The following is a 22,673-nucleotide window of genomic DNA, read 5'->3' as shown; positions in this document are numbered from 1 at the left end:
GAGCTGGTGTCCGGGTGGACGCGCACCCGCACCCCGTTGCGGGCGGCCGAACTGCTGCAGTCGGCCGGGGTTCCGGCGGGGCCGATGAACCGCCCGCCGGACGTGCTCGAGGACCCGCAGCTGGTCGCGCGAAACGTGTACAGCCCCATGACGCATCCCCTGATCGACCATCCGCTGCCGGCCGAGACGGGCCCGGCGCCGTATCGCCACATCCCGGCGGCCCGGCAGACCCCGGCGCCGATGCCCGGGCAGCACACCGTCGAGATCTGCGCAGGCCTGCTCGGGATGAACCCCGCGGACATCCGGCGGCTGATCGACGACGGTGTCCTGTCCGCCCCGGCCGACAGCGCCTAGCCGTCGGGTCCGCAGCGCTGCCACGCGGCGTCAGGGCGAGGCCCGGCGGAGCCAGATCGATAGCCACGCTAAATTCGTTGCCATGAGCGTCGACCCCAGGACCCCGGTGTTGGTCGGCTACGGCCAGGTCAACCATCGCGACGAGATCGACCCGGAACGTCGCTCGGTCGAGCCGATGGACCTGATGGTGGCCGCGGCCGAACAAGCCGCCGACGCCGCGGTGATCAGGGCCGCCGACTCCATCCGCATCGTCAACATCCTGTCGGCCCAATACCGCGACCCGGCCCTGTTGCTGGGCCAGCGCATCGGCGCGACAGACTTCAGCACCCTCTACAGCCCCGTCGGGGGCAATGTGCCACAGTCGCTGGTCAACCAGGCCTGCCTGGACATCCAGCGGGGTCGCGCCAAGGTGGTGCTGCTGGCCGGCGCCGAAACCTGGCGCACCAGGCGCGGATTGCGGGCCAAGGGCGCCAAGCTGGTGTGGACCGAGCAGGACCACTCGGTCCCGATGGCCAAGATCAGCGGCGACGACGTCGCGATGGCGGGCGAGGCCGAGATCAGGATCTCCCTCGACCGGCCGGCGTACGTCTACCCGCTGTTCGAGGAGGCGCATCGGATCGCGAACGGCGAGTCGATCGACGATCATCTCGAGCGCATCGGGGCGCTGTGGGCCCGGTTCAACGCGGTGGCGGTGGACAACCCGAACGCCTGGATCCGCACCCCGTCAAGCGCCGACGACATCAGCCGGCCGGGCCCGCAGAACCGGATGATCAGCTGGCCCTACACCAAGCTGATGAATTCGAACAATATGGTCGACCAGGGCGCGGCGCTGGTGCTGACCTCGGTCGGGGAGGCGACCCGGCTGAAAATCCCGGCCGAGCGCTGGGTGTACCCGCACGCGGGCACCGACGCCCACGACACCGCGTCCATCGCCGAGCGCCACGAATTGCACCGCTCAACCGCGATCCGGATCGCCGGTGCGCGGGCGCTCGAGCTGGCCGGCCTGGGCATCGACGACATCGACTACGTCGACCTGTACTCCTGCTTTCCCTCCGCGGTTCAGGTGGCGGCGGCCGAGCTCGGCCTGAGCGCCGACGATCCCGCCCGCCCGCTGACGGTGACCGGCGGCCTGACGTTCGCGGGCGGCCCGTGGAGCAACTACGTGACGCATTCCATTGCCACCATGGCGGAGTTGCTGGTGGCCAATCCGGGCCGGCGCGGCTTGATCACCGCCAACGGCGGCTACCTGACCAAACACAGCTTCGGGGTGTACAGCACCGAACCGCCGGCCGAATTCCGTTGGGAAGACACGCAACCGGCCGTCGATCGGGAGCCGACGACGGACGCGGTGGTCCAGTGGGAGGGCGTCGGCACCGTGGAAGCCTGGACGACGCCGTTCGACCGCGACGGTCGGCCCGAGAAGGCATTTCTGGCCGTGCGTACGCCCGACGGGTCGCGCGCGCTGGCCGTGGTCACCGATCCCGCTGCGGCGCAGGCGTCGGTGCGTGAAGATATCGGCGGCGCCAAGGTTGCCGTCGCCGCGGACGGCAGCGCGACGCTGCACTAGCCCGGCCGGCAACATCACAGCAGGTCGCCGAACCGTTACCGGACTAACGGTCGCGTAGCCCGTGCTTACTTGCCTATTGTTGAATGCTGAGGGTTGGGGGAGGTGAGCCCAGGTGCACATCCTGGTTACCGACGCCACCGGCGCACTCGGGCGGCTGGTCGCTGGGCAGCTGATCGCTGCCGGGCACACGGTCACGGGCATTGCTGAACTTCCCCACCCATGTCTGGACCGCAACGTCGAGTTTGTTTGCACGTCGCTGCGCGATCGGGTCCTGCGGGAGCTGGCCGACGAGGCCGACGCGGTGATCCACCTGGCCCCCATTGACCCGTCCGCGCCGGGCAGCGCGGATATCGAGGGCCTGGCCCGGGTGACCGACGCCGCGGCCCGCGCCGGTTCCCGGCTGCTGTTCGTATCGCAGGCCGCCGGGCGCCCCGAGCTGTATCGGCCGGCCGAGGACCTGGTCTCGTCGAGTTGGGGACCCACCGTGGTCGTCCGGATCGCACCGCCCGTCGGTCGCCAGCTCGACTGGATGGTGTGCCGCACCGTGGCCACCCTGGTGCGCGCCAAGACGTCGGCTCAGCCCATCCGGGTGCTGCACCTCGACGACCTGATGCGGTTCCTGGTGGCCGCGCTCGACACCGACCGCACCGGTGTGGTGGACCTCGCCAGCCCCGACACCGTCAACCTGATCACCGCCTGGCGGGTGTTGCGTGCCACCGACCCGCGATCCCGGTTGCATCGGGTGCGCAGCTGGTCGCAACTCGTCCCGGATATGAATCTTTCTGCCGCACAAGAAGACTGGTCGTTCGAGTTCGGCTGGCATGCTCTGGACGCGGTCGCCGACACCGCGCGCGGACTCGTCGGTCGCCGGCTCGACACCGCGGGCGCGATCAATCACGGCGGTCGACTCGCCCTCCCGGTCGAAGTGCTCGCACACGGGAGGCGGTCCGAGGACGCGCGCAGCGCGGCGCCCGAAGGCATCGAGGGCGAATTCGACGACCAGATCGATCCGCGGTTTCCGGTCTTCAGTGGTTCCGCCCTCAACGAGGCGCTGCCCGGGCCGCTCACCCCGATAACGCTCGACGTCCAACTGAGCGGATTGCGCACGGCGAGCAGGGTATTGGGCCAGGCGCTCGCGCTCGGCGGCGCGGTGGACGAGGAATGGGGCAGCAGGGCCATCGCGGTGTTCGGCCATCGTCCCTACGTCGGGATCTCGGTCAACATGGTTGCGGCCGCTCAGCTGCCCGGCTGGGATCAGGAGGCGCTCACCCGTGACGCCCTCGTCGGCCGGCCCCACATCGGCGATCCCCTCCCGCTCGGTGAGCCGGCCCTGGTCGGCGGCGCCCTGGGCTCGCTCGCCAAGGCCGTCGCCGCGGGTCGGTCGGTGGCGCTGCTGCGCCATCTGCGGGCCGACACGCGCGCCTACGCCGCCGCCGCGACCGCGGAACACCTCGACGCCGACCAACTGGCGCTGCTGCCGGAGGCCGCACTGGAAGTTCGGCTCCGGCTGTTGCGTGACCGCATCCATCAGGGCTGGATCCTCAACGCGCTGTGGCTGATCGACGCCGGCGTTAGCGCCGCGACACCGGTGCGCGGCCAGGCGGCCCGCGGCGTGTCCGGGGTGGGCATGATCGCCGACAGCCAGCTCGTCGCCGCCGAGATCGCCGGGTTGGCGGCGGCGCTGCGCGCCGACCCCCCGTTGTGCGCGCTGGCCGCCGACGGCAACCTCGCCAGCATTCGCGCATTGTCGCCCAAGACCGCCGCCGCCGTGGATGACGCCGTGGCGCGGATCGGGCACCGCGGGCCGGGGGAGGCCGAGTTGGCCAGCAAGACATTCGCCGACGATCCGACGATGTTGCTGATCGCCGCGGCCGCCTGCGAACAGCCCCAGATGCCGGAGGAACGGCAGGCCCGCGCGGCCCGCGGTTCGCGGGAGCTGGCCTACGACACCACGATGCGGTTCACGCATGAACTCCGGATGACGTTGCGCGCCTTGGGTTCTCTGCGGGTCGAGGCGGACCTGATCGACGATGTCGACGACATGTACTACCTGACCTGCAACGAACTGGTCACCCTGCCCGGCGATGCGCGGCTGCGGATCAAGCGCCGCCGCACCGAACGCGAACGGCTGCAGGTGCAATGCCCGCCCGACGTCATCGACGGCGCGTGGGCTCCGGTCCAGCGCGGTTCCGACGACGCCGAGCGCACCGCCGGCTGAGCCCGGCCGAACCGGTCCGCCGGCGGTGACCGAGGACGCGGCCCTCCCGGCGCTCAGCTCAACAGCTCGCGCAGCGCCAGCGCATTGCGGACCGCGTGGCCGCCGAGGTCGTTGTTGAAGTACATCCACACGTCGCGTCCGTCGCCGTCCCAGCCCGCGATTCGCTCGGCCCAGCGCCGCAAATCGTCGTCGGAGTAGGAGCCGGCGTAGTTGGCTTCCGGATCCGGGCCGTGCATCCGGATGTACACCAGGTCGGTCGTGGCGCGGGGGATGCACTCGAGCCCGAGGCCGCTCATCACCACATAGGCGGCGCGGCGGCGTTCCAGTAGCTCGAACACCGCGGGGTCATTCCACGAGGGGTGGCGCAATTCGACGGCGACTCGGATCGACTCGGGCACCAACGCCAGAAACGAGTCCAGGCGCGCGTCGTCGCGCTGCTGCTCGGGGTGCAACTGGGCGAGCAGGACGCCGTGCCGATCACCCAGCAGGCGCCAACAACGTTCGAATCGTTCGATCCACGGTTCGGGTGAGGCCAGCCGGCGGTAGTGGGTCAGTCCGCGGTGCGCCTTCACCGACATGGTGAAGCCCTCCGGCAGCTGGCGTCGCCAACCCGTGAAGGTCGAATCCTGCGGCCACCGGTAGAAACTGGCGTTCAACTCGACGGTGTCGAACACCTCGACGTAGCGGGCGAGGCGGCGCCCCGACGGCGTGCCCGTCTGATACAACACATTCACCCAGTGGTTGTAGGACCACCCCGAGGTACCGATGCGTATGGTCACGGGCCGCTCAGCCGGTCACCCGTGCGCGCACATCGTCGTCCAGCGACGCCCTGACCAAAGCGGCGGCCAGCCGCGCATTCGCCTGCGGCGCAAGCGATCCCAGCCTTTCCGGATCGGTGGGCAAGCCCAATCGCTTGGCGGTGCGGGTAGTCCGGTCATCGAAATACGGACGCACCCAGGTCCACACGTCTTGCACTTCGCGCAGGTAGATGTCGGCACCGGTGTCACCGATTCCCTTGAACTCCTTGAGCATTCGTTTGGCCGCTGTGGTGTCGTGCCGGCTGCGGTCGGCCAGCCGGCGCAGATCACCGGAGTAGTCGTCACGAACCCGGTCGGCCATGTCCGCCAGCCGTGTCGCCGAGCTCTCGTCGTAGCGCACGTAGTGCGCACGCCCGAACGCCTCGATCATGGTGTGCCGGTCGGCCGCCTGCACGGCTTTGGGGGTCCGCAGGCCGGCTTTGAACAGTTCGCGCGCGGCGGCCATCGCGATGCCGGCGTCGATCGGCTTGCTGGCGAGCATGCACAGGACGAGAAGCTGAAACAGCGGCATCGGCTTGTCGCTCAGCTTGATACGCGCCTGCGAGGCATACGTCGTGCCGGCAACGTCGAGCAGTCGTCGCACCCGCTTGTCCATACGCACCCGCGTACCCGCGCCCCGTGCGAGCAAACCGCACGCTACTTGGGCGGCAGGGTGCGCGCGTAGCCGACTCCACGGCTCACCCAGCCCTGCAGCTGCCGTTTGGTCCGCACGCCCGCGGCGTCGACACGCAGCCAGCCGCGCATCTCTCGGCCGCCCATCACCATGGGGTGGACGTGCGCACGTCGTAGGAGCGATTCGAACTCGGCGGCGGGCGCCCGCACCAGCAGCCCGCCCTGCCCGCTCGCGGCCACCGACATGTTGCCGCCGACCAGAAACGCCAGGCCGCCGAACATGCGTTTCTCCTCGATGCCGGACTCCGCACCCAACAGCTCGCGGATCCGGTTGGCCAGGTCTTCGTCGTAGGCCATGGAATCAGTCCAGATCGACGCGGACGGTCAGCAGGTCGCTGCCCATCAGGCGCACCACCGCGCTGTTCATCCGCGGCAGTTGGCCCAGCCGCTGCACGGCATCGTCATCGGGCAACAGGTGTGCGGTGCCGTTGCGCCACCGTCCGCCAACCCGCACGCGCACAGCGGGATTGGCTTTGATGTTGCGGACATAGTCGGAGTGCTCGCCGTGCTCGGAGACCATCCAGAACTGGTTGTCCACGACGCGCCCGCCCACCGCCGTCCGGCGTGGCCGCCCGCTCTTGCGCCCGGTGGTTTCCAGCATGGTCATCGGCAGTTGCCGACCCACCGGGTTGACGAGCAGCCGCTGAACCCGATGGACCACTTGCCGTTTCAGTTTCGCCAAGTCACTCATGGCTTGGATTCTGCCGCAAACGAGAACAGCCGCCACATGCGCGGCGGCTGTCTCGTCGTGCGGCTTACGCGACGTAGGCCACGAACTGTCCGCCGGGCAGGAAAACGCCCCACTGGTTGACGTTCGGGTTAAAGACGACCGGGTAGTCGCCCGGCTGGCCCGGCGGCGTCCAACGCGCCGGGTACCCGAAGCCGACCGGGTCGTTGAAGTGCCCCGGCGGCGGGAATCCGTGCTGCCCCGGCGGAAGCGGGGTGCCCGGGCCGTTGCAGTTCGCACCGGGCCCGCCGACGCAGCCCGGCACCGGAGGATTCGGCCCATGCGGGTCGGCCTGCGCCAACCCGGCACCGATTCCCACCGCACCGGACGTCAAAGCACCCGCAATTGCAGCGCTAGCAGCAATTTTGTTCAACCTCATGATGAACTCCTTATCCAGCCAATCGGCCGCCAGCGGCGGCGTCACGGCAGTGATCTGTTGTTCGTCACCCGCGCCGTGTGGCGTCGGGTAGAGGTCACACCCCCCTCGGCCGGTCTTCCCTCTGCGCTGACAGATACCCGGCCCCGGGGGAGGCCAAAACGTTCCGGCCCTCCCCGGGGCCCACTCGGCACGGGTTCAACAACGCACGGGCGCCATCACGCGGCCACCACCCCGGCGTCCTGCGCCGCCGGCTCCAGCGCCTGCGCAACGATCTCGGCGACATCGGTCATCGGCCGCACGTCCAGCGCCCCGAGCACCTCGCCCGGCACGTCATCCAGGTCGGGCTCGTTGCGCGCCGGAATGAAAACCGTTGACAGTCCGGCACGTTGGGCCGCCAGCAGCTTCTGCTTCACCCCGCCGATGGGCAGCACCCGCCCGTTCAGCGTGACCTCGCCGGTCATGCCGACGTCGGAGCGGACCTGACGCCCGGTCGCCATCGACACCAGCGCGGTCACCATGGTGACACCGGCCGACGGGCCGTCCTTGGGCACCGCACCCGCGGGCACGTGCACGTGGATGCGCCGGTCCAGCGCGTGGGGATCGACCCCCAACTCTGCGGCGTGCGAGCGGACGTAGGACAGCGCGATCTGCGCCGACTCCTTCATCACGTCGCCCAGCTGACCGGTCAGCTGCAGACCCGGCTCACCGTCGGTCGCGCCGGCCTCGATGTAGAGCACGTCACCGCCCAGACCCGTCACGGCCAGGCCGGTGGCCACGCCCGGCACCGCGGTGCGCTCGGCCGACTCCGGCATGAACCGCGGACGGCCCAGGTAGTCAACGAGATCGGGCTCGTCGATGGTCAGCGACGCGGCGTCGTCTGCCAGCTTGGTGGTGGCCTTGCGCAACGCCTTGGCCAGCAGCCGCTCGAACTGCCGCACACCCGGCTCGCGGGTGTAGTCCGCGGCGATCTTGCGCAACGCGGCGTCGGTCACCGTGACTTCGTCCTCGGTCAGCGCCGCCCGCTCCCGCTGCCGGGGCAGCAGGTAGTCACGCGCGATGGCGACCTTGTCGTCCTCGGTGTAGCCGTCGATGGCCACCAGTTCCATGCGGTCCAGCAGTGCCGACGGGATGTTCTCGATGACATTGGCGGTGGCCAGGAACACCGCGTCGGACAGGTCCAGATCCAGATCCAGGTAGTGGTCCCGGAAGGTGTGGTTCTGCGCCGGGTCGAGCACCTCCAGCAGCGCCGCGCTCGGGTCGCCGCGATAGTCGGAACCGACCTTGTCGATCTCGTCCAGCAGCACAACGGGATTCATCGACCCCGCCTCACCGATCGCGCGCACGATGCGGCCCGGCAACGCGCCCACGTAGGTGCGCCGGTGCCCGCGGATCTCGGCCTCGTCGCGCACGCCGCCCAGGGCGACGCGAACGAACTTGCGACCCAACGCCCTGGCCACGCTTTCGCCCAGCGACGTCTTGCCGACGCCGGGCGGCCCGGCCAGCACCATCACCGCACCCGAACCCCGTCCGCCGACGACCTGCAACCCACGCTGGGCGCGGCGCGCCCGCACGGCCAGGTACTCGACGATGCGGTCCTTGACGTCGTCCAGCCCGTGGTGATCGGCGTCCAGGACTTCCCGCGCGGCCCTCAGGTCGGTGGAGTCCTCGGTCCGGACGTTCCAGGGCAGGTCGAGCACGGTGTCCAGCCACGTGCGGATCCAGCCGCTTTCCGGGCTCTGGTCGCTGGACCGCTCCAGCTTGCCGACCTCGCGCAGCGCGGCTTCGCGCACCTTCTCGGGCAGCTCCGCGGCCTCGACGCGGGCGCGGTAGTCATCCGAACCGTCCGGCTCACCCTCGCCCAGCTCCTTGCGGATGGCGGCCAGCTGTTGGCGCAGCAGGAACTCCTTCTGCGTCTTCTCCATGCCCTCGCGCACGTCCTCGGCGATCTTGTCGCTCACCTCGACCTCGGCGAGGTGCTCGCTGGTCCAATCGATCAGCACGCGCAGCCGCTCGGTGACGTCGACGGTCTCCAGCAGTTGCCGCTTCTGCGCGTTGGTCAGGTACGAGGCGTAACCGGAGGTGTCGGCCAGCGCCGACGGATCGGTCAGCCTGTTGACGTAATCGATGATCTCCCAGGCTTCGCGGCGCTGCAGCATGGCCAGCAAGAGCTTCTTGTACTCCGCGGTCAGCGCCTTGATCTCGTCGGTCGTTTCGGTCTCGGGCACCTCGGTCACCTCGACCCACAGCGCCGCCCCGGGTCCCGACGCTCCCGCCCCGATCTGGGCCCTGCGCTCACCACGGACCACCGCGGCGGTGCCGCCCCCGGCGATGCGCCCGACCTGCAGGATCTTCGCGATCACGCCGTGCGAGGGGTAGCGGTCTTCGAGCCGGGGGGCGATCAGCAGTTGGCCCGATTCGCTCGCCTGAGCGGCGTCGATCGCCGCGCGGGCGGCGTCGTCCAGCGCGATCGGCACCACCATTCCGGGCAGCACGATGGTGTCAGTGACAAACAGCACCGGCACCGACTTGGCTTCAGCCATCAAATCCTCCACAAGTTGAGTCTGATGCGCTTAACCCAGCCCGGCGGCGGTTTGTTCCCGGCCAGGTCAGGCCCCGGCCGAATGTGCGACCGGCCTCACACCTGCGGCGGCAGGGGGCCCAGTCGCCGGAGCTGCGTGACGTGCTGGGGCGTCAGCTCGTCCAGGCAGGTGACGCCCAGCAGCGCCATGGTCCGCAGAATCCCGCCGCGCAGGATGTCGATCGCGCGGCTGACTCCTGCCTGGCCGCCGGCCATCAGGCCGTACAGGTAGGCCCGCCCGACCAGGGTGCAGCGGGCCCCCAGCGCGATCGCGGCGACGATGTCGGCGCCCGACATGATGCCGGTGTCTACCAGGATCTCGGTGTGTCGCCCGAGCTCACGCGCGACCGTGGGCAAAAGGTGGAAGGGTACCGGGGCCCGATCCAGCTGGCGCCCACCATGATTCGACAAGACGATGCCGTCGACGCCGCGGTCGACGACGGCGCGCGCGTCCTCGATTGTCTGAATTCCTTTTACGACGAGCTTGCCGGGCCATTGCGCCTTGATCCATTCCAGGTCGTTGAAGGTGAGGCTGGGATCGAACATGGTGCTCAGGTATTCGGCGACGGTGCCCGGCCAGCGATCCAGCGAGGCGAAGGCCAGCGGCTCGGTGGTCAGCAGATCGAACCACCATTTCGGATGCGGCACGACATCGAGCACGGTGCGCAGCGTCAGTGTTGGCGGGATCGTCATGCCGTTGCGGTTATCCCGCAGCCGGGCACCGGAGACCGGCACGTCGACGGTGGCCAGCAGCGTGTCGAAGCCCGCATCGGCGGCGCGCCGCACCAGTTCCATGGAGCGCTCGCGATCGCGCCACATGTAGAGCTGGAACCACTTTCGGCCCTGCGGGACGGCGGTGACCAGATCTTCGATCGCGCAGGTCCCCAGCGTCGACAGCGAGAACGGGATCCCCGCTTCGGCTGCCGCTCGCGCGCCGGCGATCTCGCCCTCGGTGTGCATCAAGCGGGTGAATCCGGTGGGCGCGATCCCGAACGGCAACACGACCGGCTGGCCAAGTACATTCCAGCCGGCGGTCACCTGGGAGACGTCGCGCAGGATCGTCGGGTGAAACTCTATGTCGCGGAACGCTTGTCGCGCGCGCTGGATGGACAGCTCGTCGTCGGCGGCGCCGTCGGTGTAGTCGAACGCCGCCTTGGGGGTGCGGCGCTTGGCGATGGCGCGCAGGTCCTCGATGGTGTAGGCGGCGTCGAGGCGGCGCCGGGTCGCGTTGAGTCGGGGCCGCTTGAATTGGATCAGCGGTGCGAGGTCGCGCACCTTGGGCACTCGTCGTTGGACCGCCTTTCGCCTTTCGAGTTCCATAATGTGCAACCGTAGTCATATGGAATCGGCAGGCGACCCCTTCGATCTCAAGCGTTTCGTGGACGCCCAGGCTCCCGTGTACGGCAACGTGGTCGGCGAACTGCGCGACGGGCGCAAGCGCAGTCACTGGATGTGGTTCGTCTTCCCGCAGCTGCGCGGCCTGGGCGGCAGCCCGACGGCGCTGCGCTATGGCATCTCCTCGCTCGAGGAGGCCCGCGCCTACCTCCGGCACGACCTCCTCGGTCCACGCTTGCACGAGTGCGCCCAGCTGGTCACCGCGGTGCAGGGACGTTCCGCCGGGCAGATCTTCGGCTCGCCGGACGACCTCAAGCTGCGCTCGTCGATGACGCTGTTCGCCCGCGCCACCGAAGACAACGAGGACTTCGTCGCGGTGCTCGACAAGTACTACGACGGCCGCCAGGACGAGCTGACGTGCGAGCGCCTAGGCCGGACGTAGAATCCGCCAGCCGTTCGCCTCGACGGTGACCGCGTCGACGACCTCCTGCGGCGGGGCCGCCGAGCCGCCGAGCACCTCGGCACGAGGCGCGCCCAGCTCCGGCAACGACACACGCAGCGGATCGTCGTCGATGTTGAGCACCACCAGGAGGGCATCGTCGCCGTTGCGCGTCTCGTAGACGTAGTGCCGGTTCTGCAGCAGCAGCGCGGTGGTGGATGCCGCATGCAACCAGGGGTAGCGGCGTCGCAACCCGACCAGGTATTGGTGCAGCCGCCAAATTTCGATGCCGAAGCCATCGAGTTGCAGTGGGGGAGAACCGAACTCGGGGCGCACCGCGTCGTCGCCGCCGAAGCGTTCTTCCTTGACGCCGCGGAATCCCAGTTCGTCGCCGGCGTACACGCTGGGTACCCCGCCGACCGTCAGCAACAGAACCAGCGCGTGGGCGACGTGTTCGCGATTTTCCAGGCGGCTGGCGATGCGGGTGACGTCGTGGTTGCCGATGAACGTCAGCGGCGAGAAGCCGGTCAAGAATTCGTTGTGGCGCTGCAGCGCCCAGTCCAGCTCGAAGAAATTGCCGTCGTTGAGGCCGCTCCAGATCGCCTTCCACAGCTCGTATTGAGTGGCCGAATCGAAGGTGGCGGCCTTGACGACCGCGGCGTAGTCGCCGTGGATGAGTTCCCCGACGAACCAGGCATCCGGGTAGCGCTCGCGCACCCGCGGCAGCGTGGCAGCCCAGAAGTGCTGTGGCACGGCATATGCCGCGTCAAGTCGCCATCCGTCGGCGCCGCGGCCCAACCAGTGCGCCATGACGTCGACGGTGTAGTCGACCACTTCCGGATTGTCGTGGTTGAGGGTGATCAGCCCGTCGTGGCCTTCGAAGGTGTGAAACCGGCCGGGCCGTCCGCGAAACCAGCGTGCGGCCGCGTCGTTGTCGGCCGCCTCGCGGTAGCGCGCGAAATCCTGGCCGACGTGGTTGAACACCCCGTCGAGCAGCACCCGCAGCCCGCGGCGATGCGCCTCGGCGATCAGGTGGTCGAAGTCGTCGTCATCGCCCAGTCGGGGGTCGATGCGGTAGTGGTCGGTGGTGTCGTAACCGTGTGTGCGCGAGGCGAAGACGGGCCCCAGGGCAACGCCGGAGGCCCCGAGTTCGATGGCGTGGTCCAGCCAGTCGACGAGCCGCCGCAACCGGTGCTCCTCCGGTTGCGGCGGCTCGCTCGCCTGCGGGGTGGGAAACGCTCCCACGAACCCCAGGGGATAGACCTGCCACCAGATCGCGTGCTGGACCCAGGCGGGCCCGGTCACGGTTCTGGTCACGGCTCGATCAGCCGACGGTGGCCAGCGTCTGGGAGGCGATGATCGCTTGCGCCACGCCGGAAATGATCGCCGCGGCCTTCAGCGCCTCCTGGATGGTTTCCCGGCTGACTCCGGCCTCGCGCAGCGTGTGCTCATGAGAGGCCACGCAGTCCGGGCAGCCGTTGATCGACGACACCGCGAAGGACCACAGCTCGAAGTTCGCCTTCTCCACGCCGGGGTTGGCGATGATGTTCATCCGCAACCCCGCGCGCAGATCGTCGTACTTGCCGTCCAGGAAGCCCCGGCCACGGTAGAACACGTTGTTCATGCCCATGATCGACGCGGCTCCCAGCGCCGCGTTGTACGCCTCGGCGGACAGGATGTCGGCCGCCTCGGCCCCAATCTCGGCGAGCACCTGGGTGTTCCGCGTGGCGGCGGCACTCGCCAGCAGGGTGCCCCAGAGCTGCTCCTCGTTGAGCTCGGTCGTGCGAGTGATCGAGCCCAGGTTGAGCTTGAGGTCCTTGGCGTACTCCGGCAGCGCTTCTTTGAGGTTTTCGACGCTCATCTCGCCTCCTTATCCGACCTTATGCGATCCACGCCCGGATCAGGCCGACTGCTTGAGCAGCTCGGTGGCGTCCAGCGTCGGGTCACCCTTGCGCCAGTTGCACGCGCACAGCTCGTCGGACTGCAGGGCGTCCAGCACGCGCAGCACCTCTTCGACGTTACGGCCCACGGAACCCGCGGTCACAGAGACGAACTGGATCTCGTTGTTCGGGTCGACGATGAAGGTCGCCCGGTCGGCCACGCCGTCGGCGTTGAGCACCCCGGTGCCCAGGCTCAGCTCGCGCTTGATGTCCGAGAGCATCGGGAACGGCAGCTTCTTCAGGTCCTCGTGCTGCGCGCGCCAGTTGAAGTGGACGAACTCGCTGTCGATCGAGACACCGAGCACCTGCGCGTCACGGTCGGCGAATTCGTCGTTGAGCTTGCCGAACGCGGCAATCTCGGTGGGGCACACGAAGGTGAAGTCCTTCGGCCAGAAGAACACCACGCGCCACTTGCCGGCGTGGTCCTCGCTGGTGATGGTGGTGAAGTAGTCCCCAGGCTGCTTGGCGTCGACCTTGGACAGATCGCCCGCGATCAGCGCAGTGAGTTCGTAGGCGGGGAACTGGTCGCCGATGGTCAGCAGAGGCATATCGCTCCTTATCTGGAATAACTCAAGATTAGATGTCCTCCACCATGTTGCCGCGTAGCCTTATTGAAGTAAAGGTGATATTTCCCACTAGACTCATAGGTATGTCCGATAAGACTTATCAGCCCACGATCGCCGGCCTGCGCGCCTTCGTGGCGATCGCCGAGAAGCGGCAATTCAGCAGTGCCGCAACGGCTCTCGGCGTCAGCCAGTCAACGCTGTCGCAGGCCCTGGCGGCGCTGGAGACGGGCCTGCGCACCCAGCTGGTCGAGCGCTCGACGCGGCGTGTCTTCTTGACAGCGCAAGGCGCCGAACTGCTCCCACGCGCCCAGGCGGTCGTCGACGCGGCCGACGCGTTCAGCGCCGCCGCGGCCGGCTCCGCGGATCCGCTGCACACCGGCATGCGGCTGGGGCTGATACCGACGGTGGCACCCTATGTCCTGCCGACAGTGCTGGCCGGGATCGCCGAGCGACTCCCCGGCCTGACCTTGCGGGTGACCGAAGACCAGACCGAACGGCTGTTGGCGGTCCTGCGTGAGGGCGCGTTGGACGCGGCCCTGATCGCCCTGCCCGCCGAGGGCGCCGGCGTCACCGCGATCCCGATCTACGACGAGGATTTCGTCCTCGCCCTGCCGCCCGGCCATCCGCTGGCGGGCAAGCGCCGGGTTCCGGCGACCGCGCTGGCCGACCTCCCGCTGCTGTTGCTGGACGAGGGCCACTGCCTGCGCGATCAAGCGCTCGACGTCTGCCACAAGGCGGGGGTGCGTGCGGAGCTGGCCAATACCCGGGCGGCTTCGCTGGCCACCGCGGTGCAATGCGTGACCGGCGGCCTGGGCGTCACCCTCATCCCGCAGAGCGCGGTGCCGGTCGAGGCGTCGCGCAGCCGCCTGGGCCTGGCGCAGTTCGCCGCGCCCCGTCCGGGGCGGCGGATCGGTCTAGTCTACCGCTCGTCGAGCGGGCGCGACGAGTCCTATCGCCAGCTCGCCGCGCTTATCGGCGCAGTGATCAGCAGCCACCACCAGGTGCGACTGGTGAAGTAGGCCTGCGCGGCCGCCCGGCCCAGGTAGGTTCTGCCTATGGAAAAGGTGATCGCCGTGCTCAGGCGTGCCGAGCCGGATGACGCGTGGTGTGCCCGGCAACGGGGTCACGTCGCCGACGCGCTGCTGCAACTGGGCGTCGCCGGGCTGCAGATGAACGTTCGTGACAGCACCGTGCGTCACTCGCTGATGACGTTGACCACCCTGGACCCGCCGGTCGCGGCGGTGGTGAGCATGTGGACCCAGCAGTGCTACGGCGATCAGATGACGGCGGCGCTGAAATTCCTCGCCCAGGAATGTGAGCAGGTCGCCGCGTATCTGGTCACCGAATCCGTCCCGCTGATTGCGCCCGCGGTCGAATCCGGTTCTCGCACACCGGGTTTGGCTAACATCGCGCTGCTGCGCCGGCCCGCCGACATGGACCAGGCAACCTGGCTGACGCGTTGGCAGGGCCAGCACACCTCGGTGGCCATCGAAACGCAGTCGACGTTCGGCTACACGCAGAACTGGGTGGTGCGGGCCCTGACTCCGGACGCGCCGGGAATCGCGGGCATCGTCGAGGAGTTGTTCCCTATCGAGGCCATCACCGACCTCCACGCTTTCTTCGGAGCCGCCGATGACGAGGAGCTACAGGACCGGCTGGGCCGAATGGTCGCCAGCACCAGCGCCTTTGGCGCGAACGAGAACATCGACACGGTGCCGACGAGCCGCTACGTCTTCGCCAGCCCGTTCAACGGATGAGGGGCTCACATGACCACACTGCGCGACGCTGTCGCCTTGGCCGCCGCGGAAAGCGGTCTGGCGGTGGTGTCGACCGTTCGCGCTGACGCGACGGTCCAGGCTTCGCTGGTCAACGTGGGGCTGCTGGCACACCCCGCGGACGGTCAGCCCGTGCTGGGCTTCACCACCTACGGCAAGGTCAAGCTGGCCAACCTGCGGGCCCGGCCGCAACTGGCCGTCACCTTTCGCAACGGGTGGCAATGGGCGACGGTCGAGGGCCGCGCCGAGCTGGCCGGCCCGGACGACAGCAGGCCCTGGTTGACGGACGCCGATCAGTTGCGCTTGTTGCTGCGCGACGTGTTCACCGCCGCGGGCGGCACCCACGACGACTGGGACGAGTACGACAGGGTGATGGCCTCCGAAGGCCGCGCCGTGGTGCTGATAGCGCCAACCCGCGTCTACAGCAACGGTTAGCCCCGTTAGGCTGCTGGCGTGACGCTGCAGATCGACGACGACAAGCGAGTTCGCACCCTCACGCTGAACCGGCCCGAGGCGCTCAATGCGTTCAACGAAGCCCTCTACGACGCCACCGCCGAGGCGCTGCTGGCCGCCGCCGAGGATCCCGAGGTCGCGGTCGTGCTGCTGACCGGCGCGGGCCGTGGTTTCAGCGCCGGCACCGACCTGGCCGAGATGCAGGCACGAATCACCGACCCCGACTTCACCCCGGGTAAGCACGGCTTCATCGGACTGATCACCGCGCTCAGCGCGTTTCCCAAGCCGCTGATCTGCGCGGTGAACGGCGTGGGCGTGGGCATCGGGGCCACCATCCTGGGCTACGCCGACCTGGCGTTCATGTCGTCGACCGCCCGCCTGAAGTGCCCCTTCACCAGCCTGGGCGTGGCGCCCGAAGCGGCCTCGTCATACCTGCTGCCCCAGCTGGTGGGGCGACAGAACGCGGCCTGGCTGTTGATGTCGTCGGAATGGGTCGGCGCCGACGAGGCGCTGCGGATGGGGTTGGTCTGGCGGGTCTGCGAACCCGACGAGCTGCTGGCGCAGGCCCGTCAACACGCGGAAATCCTTGCCTCCCGGCCGATCTCGAGCCTGATGGCCGTCAAGCACACCATGATGGAACCCGTCCGGCCTGAGATTGTGGCGGCCACCGCCCGGGAGAACGCCCACTTCGCCGAACTCATGGGCGCGCAAGCCAACGCCACGGCCCTGGCCGCCTTCAACAAAACGTGAAGCAATAAACGCTGACGCGCCGGCTAGGCCGACTGAGCCGTCTCCAGCTTGGCCGAGGCGGCGAGGATGGCCCGCAGCGTGCGCCGGCAACGACCGCAGTCACCACCGGCCCCGCACGCGGCCGCGATCTCCTTGGAGGTTGATGCGCCCTGGGCGACGACGTCGCACACGGTCTGGTTGGTGGCCCCAACACAAAGGCACACGTACATCAGCGCACCTCCTGCATGCCGGCGTCCCCTTCGTCGAAAGCTCGGACGGGCGTCTGCGATTCGTCCCCGCCGCCGGCAATCCCGTTCACCGGGCACCGTGGCGATGACGCCGAATACACCTGCCGCGTATTAGTGCAGTCTATCCTAACTTCGTTAGCCCAGTCTAACCTAACCAAGGGGCGACTTACCGCGCTAGGGGGCTCACTGAGCGCAGCCAAACCTTGCTGGAACATTCCCACCGGCCGTGGCAAAGTGCTGCTACAGCCCAGGTTTGTGCGCTCCAGCCCAGCGCATCCGCCGCGGTCACATACGACAGCCGCTCACACCATAGGAGTGACAATGCAAGGGGATCCGGAAGTTTTGCGTCTGCTCAACGAGCAGCTGACCAGCGAGCTCACCGCGATCAACCAATACTTCCTGCACTCCAAGATGCAGGACAACTGGGGTTTCACCGAGTTAGCTGAGCACACCCGGGCCGAGTCCTTCGACGAGATGCGCCACGCCGAGGCGATCACCGACCGCATCCTGCTGCTCGACGGGTTGCCGAACTACCAGCGCCTCTTCTCGCTGCGCATCGGTCAGACGCTGCGCGAGCAGTTCGAGGCCGACCTGGCCATCGAATACGAGGTGATGGAGCGGCTCAAGCCGGCGATCATCCTGTGCCGGGAAAAGCAGGACTCCACCACCGCCACCCTGTTCGAGAACATCGTCGCCGACGAGGAGAAGCACATCGACTACCTCGAGACCCAGCTCGAGTTGATGGACAAGCTGGGCGTGGAGCTGTACTCGGCGCAGTGCGTGTCGCGGCCACCCAGTTGACCCGGCCGGCGGCGAAATAGGTAACGTCGTAGAAGGTATGACGAGCCCGAAAGCAGCGACCCGATCTCGCCCGGCTTCCGGTGCCGCCTCCACCGGCGAGCTGATCAGCCCCCAGCGACGCAATCTGATCTTCATCGCGATCGTGCTCGGCATGCTGCTCGCCGCGCTGGACCAGACCATTGTCGCGACGGCGCTGCCGACCATCGTCGCCAACCTGGGCGATGCCGGCCATCAGTCCTGGGTCGTCACCAGCTATCTGCTCGCATCGACCATCGTCACCGCGCTGGTGGGCAAGCTCGGCGACGTGTTCGGCCGCAAGCGCGTATTCCTAACGGCCGTAGTCTTTTTCGTCATCGGCTCGATATTGTGCGGACTGGCGCAGTCGATGGCCATGCTGGTGGGGGCGCGCGCCCTGCAAGGAATCGGCGGTGGCGCCATCACCGTCACGGCCAGCGCGCTGATCGGCGAGATCGTCCCACTGCGGGAGCGGGGCCGATATCAGGGTATCCTCGGGGCGGTCTTCGGCGTCACCACGGTCATCGGTCCGCTGCTCGGCGGCTACTTCACCGACTACCTGAGCTGGCGATGGGCCTTCTGGGTCAACGTGCCGATCTCGGTGGTGGTCATCTTCGTTGCCGCAGCGGCGATTCCCGCGCTGACCGCGTCCGCCAGGCCCGCCATCGACTACTCCGGGATTACGTTCATCGGCCTGGGCGCCGCGGGCCTCACACTGGCCACCAGTTGGGGCGGCACCCTCTACCCGTGGGGATCACCGACGATCATCGGACTGTTCGTGGGCGCCGCGGTGGCGCTGGGTGTGTTCGCGATGGTGGAGCGCCGCGCCGCCGAACCCATCTTGCCCATTCGGCTGTTCGCCAGCCCGGTGTTCGCCGTGTGCTGCGTGCTGTCCTTCGTCGTGGGCTTCGCCATGCTGGGCGCGATGACCTTCCTGCCGACGTATATGCAGTACGTCGACGGTGTCTCGGCGACCACCTCGGGCCTGCGCACCCTGCCCATGGTGCTCGGGATGCTGGTCACCTCGACCGGCAGCGGCACCATCGTCGGCCGGACCGGCCGATACAAGATCTTTCCGGTGGTCGGCACGGCGCTGATGGCGCTGGCCTTCCTGCTGATGTCGCGGATGCAGCCGTCCACCTCCACCCTGATCCAGTCGCTCTACCTGGTGATCCTCGGCGCCGGCATCGGATTGTCCATGCAGGTGCTTGTCCTCATCGTGCAGAACACGTCGAATTTCGAAGACCTCGGTGTCGCCACCTCGGGTGTGACGTTCTTCCGGACCATCGGAAGTTCGTTCGGTGCGGCCATTTTCGGCTCCCTGTTCGTGAACTTCCTCAACCGCCGAATCGGTCCGGCCCTGGCGGCCAGCGGCGCGCCCCCCAGCGCGGTCAGTTCGCCCGGGGCCTTGCACCGGCAACCGCATGACGTGGCCGCCCCCATCGTGGCGGCCTACGCCGAGTCGCTCACCCAGGTCTTCTTCTGGGCGGCGCCGGTGGCTCTGGTCGGATTCGTGCTGGCGTTGTTCTTGCGCGAGATTCCGCTGCGCGATATCCACGACAGCACAATCGATCTCGGCGATGCGTTTGGCATGCCGACCACCGAGACGCCCGACCAGATGCTGGAGAACGCGATCGCGCGGATGCTGCGCGGCGAGACCGGCATGCGGCTGCGCAGCATCGCCATGCGGCCCGACTGCCGGCTCGACGTCGCCGGGCTGTGGGGGGTCTTGCGGATCAATCGCTACACCCAGATGTACGGGACCGCCCGGCTCACCGACATGGCCGACCACCTACGGATACCGTTCGAGGTTCTCGAGCCCACCTTCGCCCGCCTGGTATCGGGGGGTTACGCGCAGCGCGACGGCGAGCAGATGTGGCTCACCCCGGCCGGGGGACAGCAGGTCGCGTACGTGCACTCGCTGCTGTTGGCCTGGCTGGTCGACAAGCTGGCCCGGTCACCGGGATTCGAGGGCCGCCCGGACCGCCGCGCGGTGGAGGCGGCGCTGGAGCGCGTCGCGCATCGCGTTCTGGCCCAACGGGATTGGCATGAGGAACAGCCGACCATGGCGATCCCGTCGGCCGCTCGCTAGCGGGTGTCGATGCGCATTCGCCGACATCGCCGTCCCGGGTGATGACGCGGGCGTACCATCACGCCATGAGCCGAATCGGAACATTTGCTGACGACGACCTGGCCGGCTGGTTTGTGAAGTCTCCGGACATCGGCGGCGCGCTCGGCGGCTTCAGCCAGGCGGTGTACACCAAGAACCGGTTGCCGTTGCGCACCCGCGAACTGGCCCGCGCCGTGATCGCCCACCGCAACGAATGCGTCGTCTGCGTCAACACCCGCGACGAAGACGGACCCGCCGCGGGCGTCGACGAGGAGCTCTACGACCACGTCCACGAGTGGCGCACCTGGCCCGGCTACAGCGAGCAGGAGCGGCTGGCCGCCGAGTTCGCCGACCGCTTCGCCACCGAGCACACCGCGCTGCGCGACGACGAAGACTTCTGGAGCAGGTGCGCCGAACACTTCTCCGACGAGTTGCTCGCCGACCTGGCACTGTCCTGCGCGCTGTGGGTCGGCATGGGTCGAGTGCTGCGGACCCTCGACATCGGCCAAGCCTGCAAACTGACCATCCCCAGCCGCGGTTAGTTTCTCCCAGCCCGGGCAACCGGTTCTTGACGCGCGCCCGCCGGGCACAAAAGCCGGGCCGTCGATGTTGCGCTGTGGGTGAGAGAACTCAGAGGGAGGCGGCGGTGAAGATTCGCTTCGGCGTCGGCCTGGGTGGCGATAGCGCGCCGGACCAACTGGCCGCCATCGTGGATCACCTCGAGGCCAGCGGGGTGGACTCGCTGTGGTTTTCCGAATTGTTGTACTCCCCGGCGGTCGATCCGATGGTCGGCATGGCGTATGCGCTTGCCCGCACGACCAGATTGAAGGTGGGCACGTCGGTGGCCGTGCTCCCGGGCCGGCACCCGGTGCTGGTGGCAAAGCAGTTGGCGTCCCTGGCGGCCGTCGCACCCAAACGGGTCCTTCCCGTCTTCGGCTTACGTTCGGCGATACCGGCCGAACGCGAGGTCTTCGTGGTCCCCGAGGGCGAGCGCGCGGCGGTGTTCGACGAGTCGCTGCGGCTGCTGCGCGCGGCGCTGGTTGAGGAATCGGCGACGTTCACCGGCCGGTATTTCAGCGTCAGCGACGTGGCCGTCGCGCCGAGACCGTCACCGCCGCTTGACATCTGGGTGGGCGGCTCGGCGCCGGCCGCCTTTCGACGCATCGGGGCGCTGGGCGACGGCTGGCTGGGCAGTTTCCTCACTCCGGCTGAGGCGCGGGCCGCGCGCGATGCGATCGAGCTAGCCGCGGCGCACGCCGGCCGCAGCATCGAGCCCGACCACTTCGGCATCTCGTTGGCCGTGTGGGAGGGGGAGGGGGAGCTGCCGGAGCAGGTGGCCGCGGCGGTACTCCGGCGTCGGCCGGACAGTGACCCTAACGAACTGATCGCCGCCGGGTGGGACCGGCTGCACCGGCAGCTCGACGCCTACATCGAGGCGGGTTTGACGAAGTTCGTCATCCGGCCGGTGGGTAAGGCACCGGTGGACGGCTTCCTCGATCGGTTCGTCACCGAACTCGTCGGCCGGCAGAACTGAGCTGCGGTGATGCCGTTTGCCGTGTGGAGCAGTGCGGGGTTGGGAGAATGGCTGCCATGACCGGCACACCGCTTGCCGCCGCGGCGATTGCGCAGCTGGAGGCCGAGGGCGTCGACACGGTCATCGGCACGGTGGTGAATCCGGCCGGGCTCACCTTGGCCAAGACGGTCCCGATCCGGCGGACCGACACGTTCGCGGATCCCGGCCTGGGGGCCAGCCCGTCCTGGCATGCGTTCGCCATCGATCAGACCGGGATCGCCTTCACCCCCGATGTGGGGGTGGTGGGGGACCAGCGCATTCGGATCGATCTGTCGGCGCTGCGCATCGTCGGTGACGGGCTGGCCTGGGCGCCCGCCTCATTCTTCGAGCAGGACGGCGCGCCGGTGCCGACCTGCAGCCGGGGCACGCTGCGACGCGTCGAGGCGGCGCTCGCCGAAGCCGGCCTGGAGGCCGCGGTCGGGCACGAAATCGAATTCCTGCTGGTCGGCCCCGACGGCGCCCGGCTGCCGTCGACGCTGTGGGCGCAGTACGGCCTGGCCGGCGTGCTGGAACACGAGGCGTTCGTTCGTGATGTGATCGGATCGGCGATGGGGGCCGGGATCGCGATCGAACAGTTCCACCCCGAGTACGGCGCAAACCAGTTCGAGGTCTCGCTGCCGCCGCGGTCCCCGGTGGCAGCCGCCGATCAGCTGGTACTCATGCGGCTGGTCATCGGGCGCGCGGCGCGCCGGCACGGGCTGCGGATCAGCTTGTCGCCCGCCCCCTTTGGCGACGGCGTTGGATCCGGTGCGCACCAGCACTTTTCGCTGTCGGCTCCGGGAGGCCCGCTGTTCTGTGACGGCGACGGACCCCGGGGCATGACCGCGGCGGGGGAGAGCGCGGTGGCGGGTCTGGTTCGCGGGATGCCGGAAGCCCAAGGAGTAATGTGCGGGTCGATCGTCTCCGGCCTGCGGTTGCGGCCGCGCAACTGGGCCGGCGCCTATGCGTGCTGGGGCACCGAAAACCGCGAGGCCGCGGTGCGATTCGTCACCGGGGGACCCGGAAGCCCGCGCGGCGGCCACGTGGAGGTCAAGATCGTCGACCCGTCCGCGAACCCGTACCTGGCGACGGCGGCCATCCTGGGCCTCGCCCTGGACGGGATCAAGCGCCAGGAGACCCTGCCGCCGGAGGTCCCGACCGACCCGGCCACCCTGCCCGAATCCGACCGCGCGCGCGACGGTATCGTGCGCCTGACCGATTCGCAAGCCGAAGCGATTGCGGCGCTTGATAATTCGGAACGGGTGCGCCGCATCCTGGGCGACCCCGCGGTCGACATGGTGGTCGCCGTTCGCCGCCTGGAGCAGGAGCGCTACGGCGACCTGGCCCCCGAACAACTGGCGGACAAATTCCGCATGGCCTGGAGCCTGTGACGGGCG

At 68.6% G+C, this 22,673-nt stretch carries 24 protein-coding genes; 13 read left to right on the top strand and 11 right to left on the bottom strand.

All coding sequences use genetic code 11. The features are described from left to right. From AC5Y5B_RS14210 to AC5Y5B_RS14200, 3 genes are all read left to right on the top strand, one after another. On the top strand, window positions 1-354 hold a 354-nt coding region (locus tag AC5Y5B_RS14210; RefSeq protein WP_500005645.1), incomplete at its 5' end, for a CoA transferase. Between the two features lie 82 nt (window positions 355-436). Further along, window positions 437-1,921, top strand: coding sequence for an acetyl-CoA acetyltransferase (locus AC5Y5B_RS14205; RefSeq protein WP_112633463.1), 1,485 nt, complete (start codon window positions 437-439; stop codon window positions 1,919-1,921). A gap of 112 nt (window positions 1,922-2,033) precedes the next feature. After that, a complete protein-coding gene (locus AC5Y5B_RS14200) occupies window positions 2,034-4,139 on the top strand; it encodes an NAD-dependent epimerase/dehydratase family protein (RefSeq protein WP_112633464.1) in 2,106 nt (701 codons plus the stop codon). A 53-nt stretch (window positions 4,140-4,192) separates the two neighbouring features. On the opposite strand, the gene AC5Y5B_RS14195 is transcribed toward AC5Y5B_RS14200, so the two are convergent. The 7 genes from AC5Y5B_RS14195 to AC5Y5B_RS14165 form a co-directional block, all read right to left on the bottom strand. Next, window positions 4,193-4,918 (bottom strand): DUF72 domain-containing protein, encoded by a 726-nt coding sequence (locus AC5Y5B_RS14195; protein WP_112633465.1) that lies wholly within the window; start codon window positions 4,916-4,918, stop codon window positions 4,193-4,195. A gap of 7 nt (window positions 4,919-4,925) precedes the next feature. Then, a complete protein-coding gene (locus AC5Y5B_RS14190) occupies window positions 4,926-5,552 on the bottom strand; it encodes an endonuclease (RefSeq protein WP_112633466.1) in 627 nt (208 codons plus the stop codon). A gap of 41 nt (window positions 5,553-5,593) precedes the next feature. Continuing rightward, on the bottom strand, window positions 5,594-5,926 hold the full coding sequence (locus tag AC5Y5B_RS14185; RefSeq protein WP_112633467.1) for a TfoX/Sxy family protein: 333 nt from the start codon (window positions 5,924-5,926) through the stop codon (window positions 5,594-5,596). Between the two features lie 4 nt (window positions 5,927-5,930). Then, a complete protein-coding gene (locus AC5Y5B_RS14180; protein WP_112633468.1) occupies window positions 5,931-6,320 on the bottom strand; it encodes a nitroreductase family deazaflavin-dependent oxidoreductase in 390 nt (129 codons plus the stop codon). Between the two features lie 64 nt (window positions 6,321-6,384). Then, window positions 6,385-6,735 carry a hypothetical protein gene (locus AC5Y5B_RS14175; protein WP_112633516.1) on the bottom strand — a complete coding sequence of 117 codons (351 nt, stop codon included), beginning with the start codon at window positions 6,733-6,735 and terminating at the stop codon, window positions 6,385-6,387. Window positions 6,736-6,950: 215 nt separating this feature from the next. Continuing rightward, window positions 6,951-9,275, bottom strand: a complete 2,325-nt coding sequence (gene lon, locus AC5Y5B_RS14170) for an endopeptidase La (RefSeq protein ID WP_205869118.1) — start codon at window positions 9,273-9,275, stop codon at window positions 6,951-6,953. 95 nt (window positions 9,276-9,370) lie between these two features. Next, the gene (locus tag AC5Y5B_RS14165; RefSeq protein ID WP_112633470.1) at window positions 9,371-10,633 is read right to left on the bottom strand and encodes an alpha-hydroxy acid oxidase; all 1,263 of its coding nucleotides are present in this window, start codon (window positions 10,631-10,633) and stop codon (window positions 9,371-9,373) included. A gap of 19 nt (window positions 10,634-10,652) precedes the next feature. Between AC5Y5B_RS14165 and AC5Y5B_RS14160 the strand changes: the two genes are divergently transcribed. Then, the gene (locus AC5Y5B_RS14160; protein ID WP_112633471.1) at window positions 10,653-11,090 is read left to right on the top strand and encodes a DUF1810 domain-containing protein; all 438 of its coding nucleotides are present in this window, start codon (window positions 10,653-10,655) and stop codon (window positions 11,088-11,090) included. Here AC5Y5B_RS14160 and AC5Y5B_RS14155 read toward each other — a convergent pair. The 3 genes from AC5Y5B_RS14155 to AC5Y5B_RS14145 are packed head-to-tail and all read right to left on the bottom strand — an operon-like array spanning window position 11,076 to window position 13,575. Beyond that, on the bottom strand, window positions 11,076-12,392 hold the full coding sequence (locus tag AC5Y5B_RS14155) for an alpha-amylase family protein (RefSeq protein ID WP_500005653.1): 1,317 nt from the start codon (window positions 12,390-12,392) through the stop codon (window positions 11,076-11,078). The genes AC5Y5B_RS14160 and AC5Y5B_RS14155 overlap by 15 nt on opposite strands. Before the next feature lie 19 nt (window positions 12,393-12,411). Further along, window positions 12,412-12,948 carry an alkyl hydroperoxide reductase gene (locus AC5Y5B_RS14150; protein WP_500005644.1) on the bottom strand — a complete coding sequence of 179 codons (537 nt, stop codon included), beginning with the start codon at window positions 12,946-12,948 and terminating at the stop codon, window positions 12,412-12,414. A gap of 39 nt (window positions 12,949-12,987) precedes the next feature. Continuing rightward, complete coding sequence (locus tag AC5Y5B_RS14145; RefSeq protein ID WP_112633474.1) at window positions 12,988-13,575, bottom strand: peroxiredoxin; 588 nt, start codon at window positions 13,573-13,575, stop codon at window positions 12,988-12,990. A 101-nt stretch (window positions 13,576-13,676) separates the two neighbouring features. On the opposite strand from AC5Y5B_RS14145, the gene AC5Y5B_RS14140 reads away from it, so the two are divergent. From AC5Y5B_RS14140 to AC5Y5B_RS14125, 4 genes are read left to right on the top strand one after another with little or no spacing between them, the layout of a single operon-like run. Then, on the top strand, window positions 13,677-14,612 hold the full coding sequence (locus AC5Y5B_RS14140; RefSeq protein ID WP_112633475.1) for a hydrogen peroxide-inducible genes activator: 936 nt from the start codon (window positions 13,677-13,679) through the stop codon (window positions 14,610-14,612). Window positions 14,613-14,648: 36 nt separating this feature from the next. Next, window positions 14,649-15,350: an EthD domain-containing protein gene (locus AC5Y5B_RS14135; RefSeq protein ID WP_500005643.1), complete on the top strand. Its 702-nt coding sequence runs from the start codon at window positions 14,649-14,651 to the stop codon at window positions 15,348-15,350. 9 nt (window positions 15,351-15,359) lie between these two features. Then, window positions 15,360-15,803, top strand: coding sequence for a TIGR03618 family F420-dependent PPOX class oxidoreductase (locus AC5Y5B_RS14130; protein WP_112633476.1), 444 nt, complete (start codon window positions 15,360-15,362; stop codon window positions 15,801-15,803). Window positions 15,804-15,821: 18 nt separating this feature from the next. Further along, window positions 15,822-16,571: an enoyl-CoA hydratase/isomerase family protein gene (locus tag AC5Y5B_RS14125; RefSeq protein ID WP_112633477.1), complete on the top strand. Its 750-nt coding sequence runs from the start codon at window positions 15,822-15,824 to the stop codon at window positions 16,569-16,571. Window positions 16,572-16,594: 23 nt separating this feature from the next. Here AC5Y5B_RS14125 and AC5Y5B_RS14120 read toward each other — a convergent pair whose 3' ends face one another. Next, the gene (locus AC5Y5B_RS14120) at window positions 16,595-16,780 is read right to left on the bottom strand and encodes a (2Fe-2S)-binding protein (RefSeq protein ID WP_112633478.1); all 186 of its coding nucleotides are present in this window, start codon (window positions 16,778-16,780) and stop codon (window positions 16,595-16,597) included. 339 nt (window positions 16,781-17,119) lie between these two features. Between AC5Y5B_RS14120 and bfr the strand changes: the two genes are divergently transcribed. From bfr to AC5Y5B_RS14095, 5 genes are all read left to right on the top strand, one after another. Then, the gene (bfr, locus tag AC5Y5B_RS14115) at window positions 17,120-17,599 is read left to right on the top strand and encodes a bacterioferritin (RefSeq protein WP_112633479.1); all 480 of its coding nucleotides are present in this window, start codon (window positions 17,120-17,122) and stop codon (window positions 17,597-17,599) included. A 37-nt stretch (window positions 17,600-17,636) separates the two neighbouring features. Next, on the top strand, window positions 17,637-19,706 hold the full coding sequence (locus AC5Y5B_RS14110) for an MDR family MFS transporter (RefSeq protein ID WP_112633480.1): 2,070 nt from the start codon (window positions 17,637-17,639) through the stop codon (window positions 19,704-19,706). Window positions 19,707-19,771: 65 nt separating this feature from the next. Continuing rightward, the gene (locus AC5Y5B_RS14105; protein ID WP_112633518.1) at window positions 19,772-20,266 is read left to right on the top strand and encodes a carboxymuconolactone decarboxylase family protein; all 495 of its coding nucleotides are present in this window, start codon (window positions 19,772-19,774) and stop codon (window positions 20,264-20,266) included. Between the two features lie 104 nt (window positions 20,267-20,370). Continuing rightward, the gene (locus AC5Y5B_RS14100) at window positions 20,371-21,258 is read left to right on the top strand and encodes a TIGR03854 family LLM class F420-dependent oxidoreductase (protein WP_500005642.1); all 888 of its coding nucleotides are present in this window, start codon (window positions 20,371-20,373) and stop codon (window positions 21,256-21,258) included. Window positions 21,259-21,314: 56 nt separating this feature from the next. Further along, entirely contained in the window at window positions 21,315-22,667 is a 1,353-nt protein-coding gene (locus AC5Y5B_RS14095; protein WP_500005641.1) for a type I glutamate--ammonia ligase, read from the top strand. The last annotated feature ends 6 nt before the right edge of the window (window positions 22,668-22,673 follow it).

It is taken from the genome of Mycobacterium sp. NGS33 (genome assembly GCF_059812885.1).
Note: the sequence above shows the minus strand (reverse complement) of the source record. Positions and strands in the feature narration are given on the sequence as shown.